The sequence below is a fragment of the Sorangium sp. So ce381 genome (genome assembly GCF_051473845.1).
Taxonomy (GTDB): Bacteria; Myxococcota_A; Polyangia; order Polyangiales; family Polyangiaceae; genus Sorangium; species Sorangium atrum.
Map to the genome: position 1 here is coordinate 412,039 of NZ_CP150336.1, position 17,448 is coordinate 429,486.

Sequence of the window (17,448 nt, forward strand, 5' to 3'; positions counted from 1 at the left end):
GGGGGCGCTTGCTTCTGGAGAATGCGCGGGCGAGCGTGCGCGAGCGAGAAAATCGCGGGGTGGAGGCAATGAGCATGGGCGAAAGATCCAGACCGGGGCGATGGAGGACGATCCTTGCTGTCGCTGTGGCCGCCCTGGCGCTCGGCGCGGCAGGGGCCGGGTGCTTGTGGAAGTTCGGGGACGACACGTTCGGGAGCTTCTGCGCGGCCTCGGTGGGCGGCGAGGAGCACTGCGTGGGCGAGAATCAGGGGCCGGGCGCCGCGTGGGCCCAGGCCGAGAAGGACGGCGCGCTGCCCATCGAGTTGTGGGCCACATGGCCGAACGACAAGACGCCGGAGGAGATCGTCGCCAGCAGCCACTCGCTCGACGTCTGGTTCGGCCACATCGACGAGGCGATCGCGTACGTGCGCGACGACGCGAGGAACGCCGAGTCCCTGCGAGCGACGCTCGCGGGCAAGCTCGCACGGCTACTCGACGAGGCGAGGGACCGCCAGAGGGTGCTGCTCGCGGAGACGCCTGTCGACGCGGCCGGCAACTTCACGGCGGCAATGATCGACAAGGCCAGCGCCGAGAGGGAGCCGCTCGCCGCCACGCTCGCGGCCGACAGGCAGGCGATGGCGGCCGTGCAGGTGATCTTCGACCAGGCCCGGGACGAGGCCGCCCCGCTGCGATCGAAATACGCGGGCGTCGCGGCGCGCTTCGCCGCGTACCGCGCGACCGAGGCGGCGGAGACGGCGGCGTACGCGGCGCTCTCGGCGCAGGCGTCGCGGTCGGACATCGACGGTCTCGACGGCGTGGAGCAGGCCGTCCTCGCAGCGGCGCGCGAGGCGAGCCGCGCGCCCGGTGAGCTCACCGCGGAGATCCTGAGGTGGTCGGCGACGCTTCAGGTCTTCGCGGCCTCCTTCGACGAGGCGATGGCGCCGCACAGGGAGCTGCTCGCGACGCACGGCGCGGTCGTGCCGGACATGACGTCGGGCGCGCTGCGCTCGCTGAACGCGATGCTGGGTTACGTGAAGGGGCGCGTCGCCCGGAGCGACGCGACCGCGTCGGCGCTGCTCGGCGGCATCGCGCTGCGCCGGCAGGCGCTCCGTGTGCTGGAGATGGACGAGGGGGCGCGCGAGGCGGTCGCGGGCGCGCGGATCCGGAAGGCGTCGGAGGCGTTCGGGGAGCGTGCGCGCGCGCAGGTCGCGGCGCTGTCGGCGGCGCCGCCGGTGAGCGAGGAGCTCGGGCTGCCGCTCTTGGCCGAGCGGTGCGGGGAGCTAACGGCGATGGTGCAGATGCGCTCGCCCTGCGAGGCGGCGGGGTCGTCGTGGCGGGAGGCCGGGTGCGCCGAGCTCCGAGGGCGGTTCGACGCCGCGGAGGCCGAGCTCGAGACGGGGCTGCCGCGGAAGATCGCGGCGGGGCTCGCGAAGCTGCGGGAGAAGGGGATGGCCGCGGCGGCGCTCGACGCGGTCGAGGCGAGGCTCGACGCGGGCGACGTGAAGGGCGCCGCGATCGCGTATGACGCCGCGGTGCGCGGGGCGGAGGGGACATGAGGCGGTCGAAGAAGAACGTTGCGCCGCGTGGCGTTCGCGCCGCTGTGCTTCGGAAGGTCGTCGCGCTGGTCACGATGGTGGCGGTGCTGGCGCCGTCGGTGGGGTGGGCGGGAACGCCGTACACCTTGCTCTGGAACGAGTGCGAGGACGCGACCTCATGCGGGAAGGCCGAGCTGGAGAGGGAGGGCGAGGCATTCTTCGAGGTGAACCAGACGCCGCTGCCCACGTACTCGGTTCCGGACGCGCTGCGGATCGAAGCCGATGGCTCCCAGAGCAACATCTTCGAGGCGGAGTTCGACTCGGTGCTGCTCCGCATGGGCAGCAACGACTTCCACTTCCGGGTCCACACCGTCAACGGCGGCGACTGGTGTACCCACTCGCACGAGGTGGTGCACCTCGTCTCGGAGCCGCTCGGCCTGAACAAGCCGCTCTTCGACATCCGCCTTGATGGGGCCGGCTTCGAGGGCAACAGGAGCGTCGACCTGAGCCTCGCGGAGGTCAACCCGGCGCTGGCGCGCGACATCGAGATCCTGCTGGCCGAGATCGCCAAGGAGCGCGCGGCGCTCGTGGCGAACGCACGGGCGGTGGGCCTGCTGGCGGAGAAGCTGGACCTGCTCCAGCAGCTCGACACCGAGCTGAAGGACCTGGTCAGCCGGCCGCTGGACGAGATCTCGCGGACCGACCTCGAGGCGATCCTGGACCGGTACGAGGACGCGGTCGCGCCGGAGACGCGCGCGGCGATGGAGCAGCTCGTCGACGACCTGAAGAAGAGCGTCAACGATCTCGAGGACGAGCTCGCGCGGCTGATGGACGAGTTCGGCGCGCAGGCGGACGAGATGGCGGACCTGGCGACGCAGGATGCGCGCGCCGAGGGGTGGGATCCGGACGATCCGCAGGCGTACGCGCTCGGGAAGAGCGACGTGCCGTGGGTCGACGTGCCGGACGTCGCGGAGGTAGAGGGGGCGTTCGACGACGGGAGGGATCCCTATGCGGCGTACGCGGACGCGGTGCTCGCGGCGCTGGAGGCGGACGTGAGCGGCCGGGTGGTGGTCCTCCGGGCGGACTTCGTGGCGAACGTGCGGGCGTGGCGGGCGAACAGCGCGGCGCTGGAGATCGCGCTGCGCGACCGGATGGGGGTGTCGCTGGCGGAGACCAACGCGTTCCTGAACGCGCAGAACCGGATCACGGGGTTCGTGCGGCGGTTCATGGATGCGTCGGACTGGTTCGAGGACTCACCCGTGCCGGCGGACCTGCGGGCGCAGGTGGACACGGTGCTCAAGCCGCGGTTCGACGCGCTCGCGGACCAGATGAAGGACAACCTCAACCTGTGGACGGGGGACGGGCTCGACCTGGAGCAGACGCAGCTCTACCAGACGATCAGCGCGTTCGCGGGCGCGATGTCGACGGTCGCCGAGGGCTTCGAGGCGTACGGGGAGGTGATGCAGACGCTGGTGCACGCGACGACGCGCATCGGCGTGGGGTTCGTGCCGGTGGTCGGGCCGGCGCTCGACCTGTGCGAGGCGGTGACGGGCAAGGCGTGGTGCCTGCCGTCGGGGGAGGAGCTGAGCGACGAGGAGCGGATCTTCTCGGGGATGGGGTTCGGGCTCGGGGCGGTCGGGCCGATGTGGCGCGCAGCCAGCGGCGCCGGTGGGCTAACGCCAGGTGCGATCCGAGTCACCAAAAAGATCGCGGAGATCGAGGAGCCCGTTTGGGCAGCGATTCGCGCGAACCGGCGCAACTGGTACAAGACGCTGCGCGGGGCGGTCACGAGCAAGCCGCTCGACGCGCTGGAGAAGAAGGCGGCAAAGTTCATGCTGGACGACGGGAGGGCCTTGATCGGCGTGGGGGACGACGGCGTGCGCGACGTCCTGGGCATCCCGAGGGATGGTCGCAACGGCATTGCGAAGGCGCCCGACTTCCTCACAGTGACCAAAGGAAATAAGCTGGCATTGAGCGAGGCGAAGTCGATTGCCAGTGAGACTGGAAAGATTGACGTTGACAAGGCGCTCGAGCAATTGGAAAATGCGATAAAGAAGCTCGATAAGGAGTGGGGACTTGCCGGTGATGTCGAGAGGGTTGAACTCATCATGCCGAAGGGCGCGCCGCTCAATAATAATGATCTGAAGGTCGTGAGCGGCTATTTGGTCAAGGTGAGCACGGGTGAGCGGGTCCGCATCAGAGGGTACAAGAACCTCGTCATGGTGATCGAGCTGTGAGCGACGGAAGTCCCTATTTCTATGCATGGTGTGACGAGGCGGACAGGGTCGATGCGTTCGCGGCGGCGATATCTGCCCTTGTTACTCGCGACGCGACGTGTAATGTTGATATTCAGTCGATTGATCATCCAGATGTAGCATGGCGCCGATCGATTCCCATCGACGAGGCTATCGCGGCGGTGCGTAATGCTTTTTCCCCTGGCACGTACGTCTTCGCGTCGCTTCCAGTGACGTTGAGCTCTGGATCTAGTGTTCGCTTCGCCGTTGTGTGCAACGGTGATAAGTACGAGCGTCGCGGACCCTCCGGGCCTCTTTGTGCGTCGCCGTTCGACCGGCGGGATCTGCTTCCGTCGAGCATCGAGATCGCATTCGGCGGCAGCTTGCGCGGCGTGGAGATCGAGTCGGCGATCGCGTCGATACAAGTCCAGCAAGAGATCGAGGATCTCCTGATCCGCCTCTGCGCGCCGGAGGCGCACCCACGCGTGCGGACCGGCGCGTGCGTGGACGTCGGGGATTGGGGGGCCCCCGTCGAGACCTGCGCGAGCTACCACGCGGACGCCGCATCGGTCGCGCGCGATCTCGCCCTCTCATGGGTCCATCTGCACGAGGGTGACAAGACGGCGCTCGCCGCGGGGACGTCGCATGAGCTGCTGCGCGCGCGCATCGACGCCGCTCCGCATGGGGCATGTGTCGGCATCGCAGGCGACGTCGAGCTCCTGCGGCAGCACATGCGGATGGACTGGGCCGCATCGGCATCGAGAGACACGCGGCCCGCGCGCGCCGACACCGCTCGTCGCGGAGCACGGGCCGTCGTCGAGGGGGATGCGGAGCTCACGCGCGAAACCGTCCTCAAAGCGCTTGATACACCACCCAGCCTACTTCTCGAGGCGCTCGAAGCCTCGGCGGTGCCGGACGACGCATGGCGCTCCATCGAATCGGCCGCCCTCGAGACCATTGCAGCAACGAACGAAGGCGTGCCAATGTACGAGGTGGACGTGACGTCGCGCAAGCACGTCCAGTTCATCGAGCGCCACGCTCCCTACCACGTTCGGCGTCTGCCGAGCGGCGGCGTGGTGCTGGCGACGCACCCGTACCGCACGCTCTGGCCGCTCTGGGCCGACGCGCTCTTCTTGCTGGGCATCACGTCCTGACGCGAGTTGCCCGCCTGTTCTCCCTCTCAGGTTCCCACCTGGATATGCCGGGCAACGCACCCCTCCCTGAGCGCGCGGAGCGCGCGATTTGGGAGGGGCGGACCGCGCGCAGGCGCGGAGCGCCGAGCACGGGCCGGGGGTGGGCATCCGCGCTCTCGGAACAGTCTTCCACCCTCGCAGATCGGTCTTCATCGACGAACATCACCGAGGGGTGGGATGCGCGGACGCGATCGAGGCAGCGCTCGACGTAGGGCACGTCATCGTTGCCGAAGTTCGTGTCTCCCGGCCGGAGCTGGGCGCCGATGACGGCGTTGGTTTCGGCGACGCGGACGAGCAGCGGGTGATAGCTTGGCCTGCCGTGGTAGCGAGGATTGGGTCCCGGTCGGGCTCCTTCCTGCGAGCCGAACAGCGGCTCGACGGTGGTGTCCACGTCCAGATGGATGATGTCGGGCGGCGCCTTGGCGAGCGGAGCGAGCCCGTGCTCGGCGAGGATCGAATCGAGCGCGGCGAGCGCCTTGTCGTCGAAGCGGCGGAGGTCACGGTAGACCGTGTCGATGCTGGGCACGACGCCGCCGTCCAGGTGCACGAAGAGCGGGTCGTTCGCCGGCGCCTCCAGGCCGAAGACCCGCGCCTCCCTGGCCACGGCGGCGTCGATGAGCAGCCGCATCTGGGCGGCCATGGGGAAGACAACACGGCTGTCCGGCTTGAGTCGACCGAACGTGCGCTGGAGCTCGGCGTCGACATCGAGCTCACGGAGGAAGACACCGAAGCCGACCAGCCCCGCCACGCCGGTGAGCGTCGTCTCCGTCGCGCGGAGGTGCACCGCACGCAAATCGGGACGGCGGACGCGGGCGCGTCGAGGCGGGGTCGGTTTGGGCTTGCTTCGGCGGATGCGCCGTCGCACCTTCGAGGTGCTCGGCGTGCGCTTGCGTTGGGTCATAGCAAACGCAACGGCTGCGCACGCCGAGCCTTTTCTTCAATGCGTTCCGTTTTGCGGCGTCAGTTTGCCACTTTTTTGAATGGCTCAGGACGCGCGAAATCCAGGCTCAGTTGACAACGCCGTAGCCTTCGGCGTTACCATCCTCCGGCATGAAGCGGATCACATCTTGGCCGGTCGTGGCCGGGCTCGTCGTCATCGCTCTCGGCTGCAGCGGCGGCGGCGCGGGCGCCGGCGGAGCGGGCGAAGCGGGCGCCGGCGAAGCGGGCGCCGGCGGCGGCGCAGGCGGAACGAGCGACGGCGGCGGCACGGACGGCGCTGCGGCGGGCACCGGCGGAACGACCTCTGCGGCCGGCACCGGTGGATCGCTCGCGGGAACGGGCGGTGGCGGGGACGGCGGCGGCGCGGCGGCCGGCGGCAGCGGCGGCGATTCGGGCGCGCAGGGTGGCGCCGGTGGCGGCGCGGGCTCGACCTATCGGCCCTGCCCGACCGACGGCACGGCGTGCAAGATCATGCCGTTCGGCGACTCTATCACCGACGGATACAACGGGGACACGCCGGGCGGCTATCGCGTCGAGCTGTTCCGGCTCGCGCACGCGGCGGGCAAGAACATCACGTTCGTCGGTTCGGGATCGAACGGACCGAACACCGTTGGCGGCGTGGCGTTCCCGCACAACCACGAGGGCCACAGCGGCTGGACGATCGCCCCCGCAGGCGGAAGGAGCGGCATCTCGACGCTGGTGTCGACCGTCATGCCGCAACACAAGCCCGACATCGTGCTCTTGATGATTGGAACCAACGACGCAATCGACAATTACGACATGCCCAACGCCCCCAAACGTCTGGGCGCGTTGATTGACAGCATCTACGAGCAGCTCCCCAGTGTTCTCATCGTGGTGGCCGCGCCCGTCCCGTCGCGCGGCGATGCGAGCAAGGGCGACGACACCGCGCTCAGCGCGCGCATCAAGACCTACGACGACGCCATTCCGGCGGTGGTGAAGGCCCGCGCGGACGCAGGCCGACACATCATCTCCGTCGACATGTACACGCCCTTCAATCCGAACAAGACCACGTTACTCGAAGATCAGTGGCACCCCAACCTCCAGGGCTACGTGCTGCTGGGCGAGCAGTGGTACGCGGCGTTGCAGCCTCTGCTCTGACGGCGCGGTCGCTCAAGGGAGGCGCGCGGAGCCCGACGCCCGGCGCGGCGTGTGCAGGCTCGACCAGGGGGTAGGTAATCTCAGCCTTGATTTCGCGCCCACGGGGCACGAGTGAGCCGACGGCGACGCGCGCCATGGCTGTGTTGCGACTCTCGAACCGTAGCGAAGCCGAACCGTGAACGTCCTGCCAGGCCCAGATCTCCACGCCGCGGCGATCGAGGGCGCGCGCCGACGCTCCACCGGCGTTGACGCCGCTCAGCCGGCCGCCGACCATCCGCTCCCGTGCAGGCGCCCTCGCCCTCCGCCCTCTTCCAGCTCCGCGTCGACGCGCCCGGGACACCCGATCTGGAGGTCGTGCGCTTTCGAGGCATCGAGAGGCTCTCTCGCTGCTTCTCCTTCGATGTCACCACGCGGCTCGACGCCGGGGCGATCGACGAGACGACCCTCGCCGCTGCGCTGATGGAGCGGACCGCGTCCCTTCGCGTGCCCACCTCGGCGACCGAGGCGCGCGCGGTGACCGGCGTCGTCACCCGGGTGAGCGTCGAGGGCGTCGACGGCGACGGGCGCGCCGTCGTCCGCGTGCGCGTCGAGCCGCGGCTCGCCCTCCTCGGCGAGGGGCGGCAGAGCCGGATCTTCCAGGAACAACCCCTCTCGGGCGTCCTCGGCGCCGTGCTCACCGAGGCGGGGCTGCCCCACCGCTTCTCCCTCGCCGCGCCCCGGCCCCCGCGCGTCTACTGCGTCCAGCACCAGGAGAGCGATCTCGCCTTCATCGCCAGGCTCTGCGCGGAGGACGGCGTCTTCTTCTGGTTCGAGCCGCCCGAGGGCGGCGATCCGGCGGCGCCCGAGGTGATCGTCTTCGCCGATTCCCCCGAGGCCTACGCGCAGATCGCCGGCGATCCCACGCTCGCCTATCGCCAGGCGACCGGCGCCGCCGCGCTCGCTCCCGAGGAGCGGCACGTGACGCGGTTCGCGCGGAGGCAGGCGAAGGCGCCGCGCGGCGCGCGGGTGAAGGGCTTCGACTTCGCGCGGCCGGCGCTCGATCTCGGCGCGACCCGAGGGGAGGCGATCCGGGCGCGCACGACGTACGAGCACCACGATCACGACGAGAGGATCGACGCCGGCGCCGAGCGGGCGCAGATCGTGCTGGAGCAGGCCCGGGCGCGCGCGGATCTCGGCGAGGGCACGTCGTGGTGCAGGCGGCTCGCGCCGGGGCACAGGTTCTCGCTGGAGGGCCACGACGTCGCCGCGCTCAACGGGCGCTACGTGCTGACCCGGGTCGAGCACGACGGCCACAACGCGCACCTCTCGGGCAGCGACGGGCCGAGCTACGAGGCGCGCTTCCGCTGCGCGCCCGAGGCCATGCCGGTGAGGCCGCCCGCGCCCCGCGCGTCGGTGCGGCAGGCGCTCGAGACCGCGACCGTCGTCGGCCCGCCCGGCGAGGAGATCCACACCGACGCGCTCGGCCGCGTGAAGGTGCAGTTCCACTGGGACCTCGACGGCGCGCGCGACGACAGGAACTCGTGCTGGCTCCGCGTCGCGACGCCGTGGGCGGGCGCGGGCTGGGGCTTCCAGTTCGTGCCTCGCGTGGGGATGGAGGTCCTCGTCGGCTTCCTCGGCGGCGATCTCGACCGCCCCGTCGTCGTGGGCGCGCTCCACAACGGCCTCCACGCGCCGACGCACCCGCTGCCGCGCTCGCGCTCGCGGAGCGGCATCCGCACGCAGTCGACGCCGGGCGGCGGCGGATACAACGAGATCGCCTTCGAGGATCGGGCCGGCGGCGAGCAGGTGGTGATCCGCGCCCAGCGCGATCTCGACGCCTCGATCGAGAACGACGCCACGGAGACCGTCGGCCGCGACAAGACCCTCAACGTCGCGGGGAAGCAGGTCATCCGCGTCGAGGGCGACCGCGACGATCACGTCACGGGGGCGCTCGTCGAGGTCGTCGAGGGCGGCGCGTCGAGGAGCTGCGGCGGCGACGCGCGCGGCCGCACCACCGGCAGCGTCGCGGAGGAGATCCTCCAGAACCGGAGCGTCGAGGTGCACGGCACGGACACGGCCACGCTCCACGGCGGCTCGACGACCGTGGTGGGCGGCCCGCACGTGCTCCGCGTCGACGCCGAGCACACGCTGCTCGTGGGCGAGGGACGCGACGACGGCCAGGCCGAGGTCTCCGTGTCGCGCAAGTACCTGCTCTCCTCGGGCAGCGTGATCCGCGTCCGCGCCGAGGACTCGATCGTGCTCGAGTCGGGCCAGAGCTCGATCGAGGTCACGCCGAAGGGCGTCGTCATCCGGGCGAGGTCGATCGAGATCGTGGGCTCGGAGCGCGCGTCGCTGTCCGGCCCGGGCCCGGCGGTGCGGCTCGCGAGCGACGCGGAGATCGTGTCGAAGGTCGTCAAGATCTACGGCGAGGAGGCCTCGATCGAGCTCGGCAAGAAGGCGAGCGTGAAGGGCGAGCAGGTGCTCCTCAACTGCGACGAGGGCGCGCCCGAGCCGCCGGAGGACGGCGAGGCGCCGCCGGGGACGAAGAGGTTCAGCCTCCGGCTGACCGACGAGCGGTTCGAGCCCTACGCCGGCAAGCGGTTCAAGATGGTGTGCGAGGGCCTGAAGCTCGACGGCGAGACGGGCCGTGACGGATCCATCGAGGCGGACGTGCCGGAGGCGGCGAGGACGGCGGAGATCACGCTGTGGCTCGGCGAGTTCCCCACGGGGCAGGTGCGGCGCTACTCGATCCGGATCGAGGACCTGCCGGCGCCGACGTCGATCGCCGGAGCGCAGATCCGGCTCAAGAACCTCGGTTATTACCGGGGCGCGGGCAAGGGGGAGATCGACGACGAGACGCGCGCCTCGCTGCGGAGGTTCCAGAGCGACCACGCGCTGGAGCCGACGGGGGAGCTCGACGGGGCGACCGCCGGGTCGATCGTCGAGCGGCACGGGAGCTGACGCGACGCCAAGGGAGAGAAGAGACGATGCCTGCTCCGAGCGCACCGATGGGAGTCAAGGTCCCCGCAGGGGGCCCTGGCCACGCCTCGCCGCCAGCCGCGTTCGAGGTCGAGCCGCCGCGGCTCACGACGTGCCTCAACATGACGCCCGTCGACTACCCCGACGGGACCACGGGCGCGCCGGAGTTCCCGGCGCACGAGCTGGATCTCACCGACGCGACGAGCATCGAGCAGATCCTCGCCCACATCGACGCGCGGATCCACGCCCCTCTCGACGACGCGTGGGCCGGCCCGCCGGGCACGGACGGCGAGCACGAGTGGGTCGACGACCCCGCGGAGGAGGCCTGGGCCAAGGCGCTCAGCGAGGCGATGTTCGGCCAGCGGTACGGGGGGCCGGGGCAGTGCTACTTCGGGGATTCGAAGTGGGACTCGTTCATCTTCTCGCGGATGCAGAAGACGTCGATCGATTACATGAGCCAGAAGGTGTGGGGCGTGCGCAAGAACGCGACCGCGCCGGCGACCTGGCTCGAGGCTCAGATCTTCAAGAAGCAGCTCGAGAAGGACGGTCGCAGGATCGAGTCGGCGATGGAGGACAACGACGACCCGGCCATCTCGATCTGCTGCGCGTGTGAGCACAACGCCACCTATGGGACGATCCTGCGGGGCTTCACGCTCGAGCAGCACATGAATGGCGCCGGCTGGGCGGCGGGCCAGAACCAGGGACGCCCCATCTTCGACGCCGGGCAGTTCGCAGGCGGCAAGTGGTATCCGACCAAGGAGGCTACGCTCGACGTCGCTGCGGGTCTGCTGAAGACGCCGCCGATCGGCCCCGGGACGATCTATTGCTACAACCCCTTCGGCGACAACAAGATGGTGACCGGCTTCGTTCCCATCGGGTGGATCGAGACCGACGCGCATGGCGCGCCCGCAATCAAGGCCCAGTTCAGAGAAAGGACGCTGAACGACATCACCGAGCGCAAGTCGCAGTACGGGGCGCCGAAGCGGCAAGTCGATGATCCGACGGAACAGCTCACGAAGGTAGAGGAGCTGAACTTTACTCCCTCGACACCGACGTCGGAGTCAGACGCCGCGAACATGCTCGTCGGCGTGCCCCTCCCTGCGACCGGACAGCGCAAGGGATCTCACATCTTCTTCGTGCTCCGCGTGAGCAAGGACAAGAAGCGGATCCAGAAGTTCGACACCAGCAACGGCCACCCGCTCGACAGACACGTAGGGGACACCGTGATGGACCCGCTCGGCAAGGAGGGGATCTACGATGGCATCTCCCTCACCGCGGCCCCGCCAGGCAACGTTTTCTGCGGGATGGGCGTGCTGCCCAGGGCCCCCGTGGCGCTCGGCACCATGGCCGACCACATCCGCCGCGCGCGGCCCATCAGCCTCATGCGCCTCGTGATCGCGGAGCGCCGCCCTGGGCCCGAGCTCAGCGATCGGCATGTGCTGTTCGTCAGCAAGCTCATGCGGATGTACGATGACGATGGGCAGAATTTCTGGGTGAGCAAGTGCGCATGGTCCCTGCGCAACACCCCCGGGTTCACCAGCCTCCAGCCCTGGTGGATCATCTACATCCCGCGCATGGAGCTCGCGAGGATGATGTGGACCAAGGGCGCACGGAGCCGGAAGCTCTCGGAGATGGCGCGCGACGTGTCCGTCATCCGCCGCCTGAGGTTCGACAAGGAGCAAGCGAAGAAGACGAAGAAGGATCCCCCGCCCGCGCCAGGGCTCCGCTACGGTGAGGACTATGTGGCGCAGATCGTCCTCACGAACGATGACCGAGGAGGCGCGCTCTACTGGAGCCGGGCTCGGTCGGAGCTCAGCTTCGGGGTGACGAACGAGCAGATCCAGGGCAACCCGTTGCCGAAGGCGATCAAGGACAGCGTGGCGCCCGTGGCGCGGCAGGGGCGCGATCCCAAGCTCGAGGTGCCCTGGAACGGCGAGCGCTTCGACGATCGTTACAGCGATATCGACATCGCGATTCCATCGCTGTTCCGTGACGGCGAGGACACGAGGAGCGCGAGCGAGCATGACGCCGAGCCCATCGCGACCGACGATGACCACGCCGAAGAGCTCAGGATGAGCATGATCGACGACGAACCGAGGACGCCGGGTGAGGTGGAGCTCGCATGAGGTCGGTGGTAGCGTCTCTGCTTACCGGACTCATGTTCGTGTTCGGCTGCTCTGGAACGCCGCCGCCCCGACCGCTTCGGTCCGCACCGCCCGCGGTGGCACGCCCCACGGCGGCGGCAGCGACGGCGAGCGCTCCGCCAGCAGGCCCGAAAGACTGCGCGAAGAGCGCCACGATCGAGGAGTGCACGTCGGCGTGTAATCACGGCGCGCTCGCGAGCTGCGTCCGCGTCGGGGAGATCCGGACGCAGGCCGATCCCAAAGAGGCGGCGACCGTGCTCGAGAAGGCGTGCAACGGCGGTGAGCAAAGCGGCTGTGAGCGCCTCGCGCAGCTCTACCTCGGCGGCGCGCTGGAGAGGGACTATCCGCGCGCAGCGGCGCTCTATACCAAAGCATGCGACGCCGGATATCAACCTGCCTGCGGTCGCCTGGCCGACCTCCGTTTCCGGAGCGAGCCGGGCATCGAGGCGCAGACGGACGAGGAGTTCACCGCCGCGATCAAGCTCCTGGAGCGCGCCTGCGACGCCGATGATCCCAAGTCCTGTGGTACGCTGGGGGCGATCCATTTCACGGCGATCCATGTGCCGGAAGATCAGGCCAAGGGATCCGCGCTCCTCGCAAGAGGATGCGCCATGGGCAACGAATGGAGCTGCGGCCATGCAGCCGAGATGTGGGCCCGCGCGGACCTCCCCGCCCTCGGCGACATCAAGGAGCATGAGAGATGGGCGCGGGTCAACGAGTTCGCCAAACGTCAGGTGGCGCTACGCAAGGCCGCCTGCGAGGACACGGGCCGATTTTGCAACCTGGTCGCCAAAGAGCATATCACCAACGCGAGGAGCGTCCTCGGCGAGCTCTGCCGAACCCGCAACAACATCGCCGCATGTAACGATCTCGGGCTGATGTACGACGAGGGAGAGCAAGGCGACAGAGACTACGTGGCCGCAGCAGCGCTGTTCGAGATCGCGTGCCGAGGCGGCGCTGAGCCCTCCTGCTTCGAGCTCGCCAGGTTTTACAAATTCGGCTACGGCGTGACCAAGGATCCGCGCAAGACGTTCGTGCTCACCGAGCGGAGCTGCGCGCTCGGCTATACGCCTGCCTGCGACATCCTCGGTACACTTTATCTCAACGGGGAGGGGACGGGGCGCGATATCCAAAAATCGCTCGATTTCCGGCGAAGAGCCTGCGGCTGGCACGACAGGAATGCATGCCGTACCCTCGGAGTCTGGCTCATCTCCCACGACGGCGAGGAGGTACGGGAGGGAGAAGGGATGCGCGAAGGCGCCGAGCGTCTCCGCGAGGCATGCAATGGCGATAGCAGTCCGAGCTGCCTCGATTACGCCCTGCTCCACGACAAGGGCTGGGGCGTGCCCAGGGACCCGAAGAAGGCGCGCGAGACCGCGCAGCTCGCGTGCGATCGAGGCGATCGCGAGGCGTGCGGGTGGCTGAAGAACCCCGCGCTCCACACCCCGAAATGGGTGAAGGAGCGCGAGCAGCGGCTGGCGAAGCGCAAGGCGCGCGGCGCCGCGACAGAGGAGCCGAGATGAGCGCGGCAGAGCGAGGGCGGCAGGCAGGGCGCGCGCACCAGCGCGAACCGCAGATCGAGGGGCTCACGATCGAGCGCTACGCGGAGGTGATGGCCTATCGCCGCCACTTCCCCGCGGCGCGCGCGACCGAGGTGCTGCTCCGGCTCGGCGTCCAGCCGGCGCGCTGGGACGCGGCGACGCGCGGCTGGGGCACGGCGATGAGCAGCGCGCTCGCCCGCGACGAGCCGGAGATCCTGACGCGCTTCGCGAAGGCCCTCGCGACCCAGGAGCGGCGACTTCGCGAGTTCCCGCCGCGCATCGAGTCGCTCGGCGAGCCCGTGGCCCAGCAGGGCGACATCGACGGCGCGCGCGCGTTCGAGGGCGAGTGTGCGGCGGACCGGCCGTCGTACCTGCGCGACGAGGCCGCGAGCGCGCCCCGGGAGGCCGCGAGCGCGCCCCGGGAGGCCGCGAGCGCGCCGTGGCCCGCTCCGCCCGCGGAACCGGCGCCCGGCGCGCTGCGGAACCTCCACGGGACCGCCGAGATGAGCCGGCTCGTCCCCCGGCCCGCGCTGCCCTTCCAGGAGCTCGATCCGGCGCGCGAGCCCAGCAAGAAGCGCTGATCCCAAGATGGGTTCTCTTCTTGGCGCCCTCGGTGCGCTCGGCGGCTGATCTGCCCTCGACGCGGAGCCAGGCACCGCCACCGGGCCGACGAAGGAGATCGAACAGGGGATTCGCAACACCCTGTGTCGCCTCGGCCAGGAGTACAACCATCGCTGCTCGGTCCAGGTCGGCTCGGACAGGTCAGCGCGGCTGCAGTTCACCTCGCCCAGAGGACCGAGAGATCGAGCTCGATGGCGTGGAAGGGCTCGGCGCGGACGCGGGCGGCGTCGCGGTGGACGACGGCGGGCCCCCAGCCGCGATCCGCGCCGAGCACGTAGACCTCCAGCGTCCGGGCGATCGGGTCGACCAGCCACGCGTGCCGCACGCCCTCGCGTGCGTAGATCGACATCTTGTCGTCGCGGTCGACGCCCTCCGTCGAAGGGGAAAGCACCTCGCAGATCCAGTCCGGGGCGAGCGCGAAGTACGCCGTGTCGGGCATCTCGGGCATGCGTTCGCGGCGCCAGCCGGCGAGATCGGGCACGAGCGCGTCGAGCTCGCCCGGCGCGTCCGGGTCGGGGAAGCGCAGCTCGGGCTCGTCGATGATGTGCCCGCCGCCGGGCCCTCCGTCGCCCAGGTCGAACGGTCCGCCCAGCTTGATGCCTAGCCTGGACGACGCCCGTGCATATCGCGGTGCGGGCCGGGGGAACACGTGCAGGGTGCCGCTGACGAGCTCTGCCACCTGGTGCGGCGGAACGGCTTCGAGGTCGGCGTACGCGGCGCGGCGCTGCTTCTCGGCGGCTTGGCCCATAGGGGCCAAGTCTGCCCGGGGGGCACAGCGGGGCAAGGCGGTGAGGCGCAGGGTCGGGTCGGCGCGCCGCCCGGCTCGCTCATTGCGCCGCGAGATCTCCTGCCAAGCGCGGCGCGACCTCGTAGGTCGCCTCGTATTGCGCGGCGAGGCCGGTCACCGTGATGTCCTGATCGACCGCGAGCGACGCGGTGTCGATGACAGGCTGCCCGTCCACGATATGCACGAAGACCTGGATCTCGCCCGAGCCGTCATCGATGTACACCTTGAAGCCGTAGGGCTGGTCGTCCTCCACGGCCTTGGTCACCCGGCCGCCCACGCGCACCAGCAGGCCCTCGACGGGCTCGCCGACCTCTCCGGTCGTGACGTCCTTCGGTCCAACGGCTCCGGCCTCACCGAGCGTCGTGACCGCGGCTGTCTTGGCGTTGAGCACCGTCTGCTGGGCCGCCTGCGCGAGCGTTCCCGTGACGCGCACACGTGTGTCGAGGCCGAGATCGAGCGCGTCGGGCAGGCTCACGTAGATGCCACCGGTGTCGTCCTGCAGGGCGAAGCCCTGCTCGCTGGTCGCCGAATTGAATGTGCCGGGCGCGACGGTCACGACACCCTCGACCGTCGCCGTGGAGCCTTCGGTCAGGCCGCGGGCCTCGGAGATGGCGACCACGACCTCCTCGTCCGGAGCAGGCGACTCTTCGTCAGAGCCGCAGGCCGTCGTTGCGAGGACGCAGGTGGTGATGGCGATCGAAACGATGCTGCGAGTCGAAACGGTCTTGCGCATTCCCCGTCCCTAGCCGTGCCGTCCCCCAGGGACAAGACATGGCCCCGGCGCGCTGCATGTCGCCCCTTGGCGCCAGCCGCCGTCGATTCTGTGACGATCCCAAGAATCCCCCGCAATTCTAAGCATGAGCCCTCTCTCTCCCGTCCCGCCCCCTCCCGCCGACCTCGTCCAGCACAGCACGTGGACGTCCATGCACGCGACCGCCGTCCACGTGCTCCCGGGGATGCTCCGCTACCTCGGCGTGGCCGAGGACGACATCGACGACCTCTCCCAGGAGGTCCTCCTGGGCGCGTACACCAGCCTCCCCCGGTACAACCCCGCCTATCCCGCCTCGGCGCCCGGCTCTGCCTCCCTGCCGGCGGCCGCCTCGCCGCTTCTCCAGCACTTCGCGTCCGCCGTGCCAGCGGTCGCCGCGGGCACCGCCCAGGAGCAGCAGGAGCAGGACGACCCCGCGTCGCTCCCTCGGCCGGCGCCGCGCGATCCCTCTCGGCCATCGCGCCCGCACGGCCTCGGCCCGCGCTGGCGTGTCGAGTGCAGCTGGCTCTTCGGGATCGCCTGGCGAAAGGTCCGGCGCCATCTGGAGCGCACCTACCGGCGCCTCGAAGTGCCAATGGGCCTTTCAGACGAGGCATGCTTCCAGGGCGCCGACGTCGCGCCGAGCAGCGAGCAGCGCATCGCCACGAACCAGCGGATCGCGATCGCGACCCGCCTGCTGGCGACGATCGCGCCCGAACGGCGCGCCATCCTGATCATGGCCGACATGGTCGAGATCCCGGTGCGCGAGATCGCGCGCTCCCTCGAGCTCAACGAGAACACTGCTTCGAGTCGGCTGCGCCTGGCGCGCGAAGACTTCCGCGCCGCCGTGAAGCGCCTGCGCCCCGAGGAGCAGCGCGCGCTCCGGTCCGGCCTGCTCATGCTCCCGCTCTTCTCCCTCGCCTCCTCGCGCTCCGCCGCCGCGTCGCCGGCTGTCCACTCCGGCGCCTCCGCCGTCGTCGAGACGAGCGCGCCCGCGACCCGTCCCGAGTTCCCGAGCGATGTCGGACGCCAGGATCTCGCAGATAGGCCTGGGCGCGCCGCTCGCGTCGCGCGCCCGCTCGCCCGGTTCATCCGGCCGGCGCTCGCCCGGTTCATCCTCCCGGCGCTGGCGTGGGCGACGGCAGGCGTCGGCGGCGCCGCGCTGTTCGCCGCGCTCGCGCCGGCGCCGGCCCTCTGGGCCAACCGCCTGGGCCCGATCGCGACACCGCTCCTCCTCTCGCGTGCGGTCGACCTCGATGCGCGGCCGGCGACGAGTCCCGGGGGAAGGCCGCGCTCCGATGCGCCGCGAGCCGATGCGATCTCGGACAAGGAAGCTCCACCCTCTCGCGCGCCCGCGCCCGCGCCGGCGGGCGTCTCCCGCCAGCGCAAACCCGCCGCGCCGGAGCAGCACGCTCCCTCCGACCAGGATCGAGAGCCGCTCGCCGACGAGCTGCAGCTGCTCGCCGCCGCCAGGCAGGCGCTGCTGCAAGGCGATAGAGCGACCGCGCTGGAGCGCATCGCCGCCCACGAGCGGCGGTTCCCCGAGGGGCGGCTCAAACTGACGCGCGAGCGGCTGCGATCGAAGGCCGCGGCGGCGCAGGCCGCGCCGGCCGGCAGCGCGGCGGGGCAGACGCTTCCGTGACCGCGCGG

At 70.2% G+C, this 17,448-nt stretch carries 11 protein-coding genes and 1 pseudogene; 9 read left to right on the forward strand and 3 right to left on the reverse strand.

The window, feature by feature from the left end; genetic code table 11:
• Positions 1-125: 125 nt before the first annotated feature.
• From WMF29_RS01545 to WMF29_RS01555, 3 genes are read left to right on the forward strand one after another with little or no spacing between them, the layout of a single operon-like run.
• Positions 126-1,535, forward strand: coding sequence for a hypothetical protein (locus tag WMF29_RS01545; protein WP_437327139.1), 1,410 nt, complete (start codon positions 126-128; stop codon positions 1,533-1,535).
• Positions 1,532-3,751, forward strand: a complete 2,220-nt coding sequence (locus tag WMF29_RS01550; RefSeq protein ID WP_437327140.1) for a hypothetical protein — start codon at positions 1,532-1,534, stop codon at positions 3,749-3,751. Before WMF29_RS01545 ends, WMF29_RS01550 begins: the two co-directional genes overlap by 4 nt.
• On the forward strand, positions 3,748-4,902 hold the full coding sequence (locus WMF29_RS01555; protein ID WP_437327141.1) for a hypothetical protein: 1,155 nt from the start codon (positions 3,748-3,750) through the stop codon (positions 4,900-4,902). Before WMF29_RS01550 ends, WMF29_RS01555 begins: the two co-directional genes overlap by 4 nt.
• Before the next feature lie 157 nt (positions 4,903-5,059).
• Here the strand turns inward: WMF29_RS01555 and WMF29_RS01560 are convergent.
• Positions 5,060-5,842, reverse strand: a pseudogene (locus tag WMF29_RS01560) (transposase); the annotation flags it as partial.
• Between the two features lie 176 nt (positions 5,843-6,018).
• On the opposite strand from WMF29_RS01560, the gene WMF29_RS01565 reads away from it, so the two are divergent.
• From WMF29_RS01565 to WMF29_RS01585, 5 genes are all read left to right on the forward strand, one after another.
• A complete protein-coding gene (locus WMF29_RS01565; protein WP_437327142.1) occupies positions 6,019-6,999 on the forward strand; it encodes an SGNH/GDSL hydrolase family protein in 981 nt (326 codons plus the stop codon).
• 282 nt (positions 7,000-7,281) lie between these two features.
• Complete coding sequence (gene tssI / locus WMF29_RS01570) at positions 7,282-9,939, forward strand: type VI secretion system tip protein TssI/VgrG (RefSeq protein ID WP_437327143.1); 2,658 nt, start codon at positions 7,282-7,284, stop codon at positions 9,937-9,939.
• Between the two features lie 47 nt (positions 9,940-9,986).
• Positions 9,987-12,083 (forward strand): hypothetical protein, encoded by a 2,097-nt coding sequence (locus tag WMF29_RS01575; RefSeq protein WP_437327144.1) that lies wholly within the window; start codon positions 9,987-9,989, stop codon positions 12,081-12,083.
• A 95-nt stretch (positions 12,084-12,178) separates the two neighbouring features.
• Entirely contained in the window at positions 12,179-13,624 is a 1,446-nt protein-coding gene (locus WMF29_RS01580) for a hypothetical protein (protein ID WP_437327145.1), read from the forward strand.
• The gene (locus WMF29_RS01585; RefSeq protein ID WP_437327146.1) at positions 13,621-14,223 is read left to right on the forward strand and encodes a hypothetical protein; all 603 of its coding nucleotides are present in this window, start codon (positions 13,621-13,623) and stop codon (positions 14,221-14,223) included. Before WMF29_RS01580 ends, WMF29_RS01585 begins: the two co-directional genes overlap by 4 nt.
• Before the next feature lie 197 nt (positions 14,224-14,420).
• Here WMF29_RS01585 and WMF29_RS01590 read toward each other — a convergent pair whose 3' ends face one another.
• Positions 14,421-15,011, reverse strand: coding sequence for a Uma2 family endonuclease (locus WMF29_RS01590; RefSeq protein WP_437327147.1), 591 nt, complete (start codon positions 15,009-15,011; stop codon positions 14,421-14,423).
• A gap of 79 nt (positions 15,012-15,090) precedes the next feature.
• Entirely contained in the window at positions 15,091-15,783 is a 693-nt protein-coding gene (locus WMF29_RS01595) for a DNA-binding protein (protein ID WP_437327148.1), read from the reverse strand.
• Positions 15,784-15,907: 124 nt separating this feature from the next.
• Between WMF29_RS01595 and WMF29_RS01600 the strand changes: the two genes are divergently transcribed.
• On the forward strand, positions 15,908-17,440 hold the full coding sequence (locus tag WMF29_RS01600) for an RNA polymerase sigma factor (RefSeq protein WP_437327149.1): 1,533 nt from the start codon (positions 15,908-15,910) through the stop codon (positions 17,438-17,440).
• Positions 17,441-17,448: the final 8 nt, after the last annotated feature.

Excerpts from the sequence above, each read along its gene's own strand:
- WMF29_RS01550 (WP_437327140.1), top strand. The coding sequence starts at position 1,532 with ATGAGGCGGTCGAAGAAGAACGTTGCGCCGCGTGGCGTTCGCGCCGCT.
- WMF29_RS01575 (WP_437327144.1), top strand. The coding sequence starts at position 9,987 with ATGGGAGTCAAGGTCCCCGCAGGGGGCCCTGGCCACGCCTCGCCGCCA.
- WMF29_RS01585 (WP_437327146.1), top strand. The coding sequence starts at position 13,621 with ATGAGCGCGGCAGAGCGAGGGCGGCAGGCAGGGCGCGCGCACCAGCGC.
- WMF29_RS01590 (WP_437327147.1), bottom strand. The coding sequence starts at position 15,011 with ATGGGCCAAGCCGCCGAGAAGCAGCGCCGCGCCGCGTACGCCGACCTC.
- WMF29_RS01595 (WP_437327148.1), bottom strand. The coding sequence starts at position 15,783 with ATGCGCAAGACCGTTTCGACTCGCAGCATCGTTTCGATCGCCATCACC.
- WMF29_RS01600 (WP_437327149.1), top strand. The coding sequence starts at position 15,908 with ATGAGCCCTCTCTCTCCCGTCCCGCCCCCTCCCGCCGACCTCGTCCAG.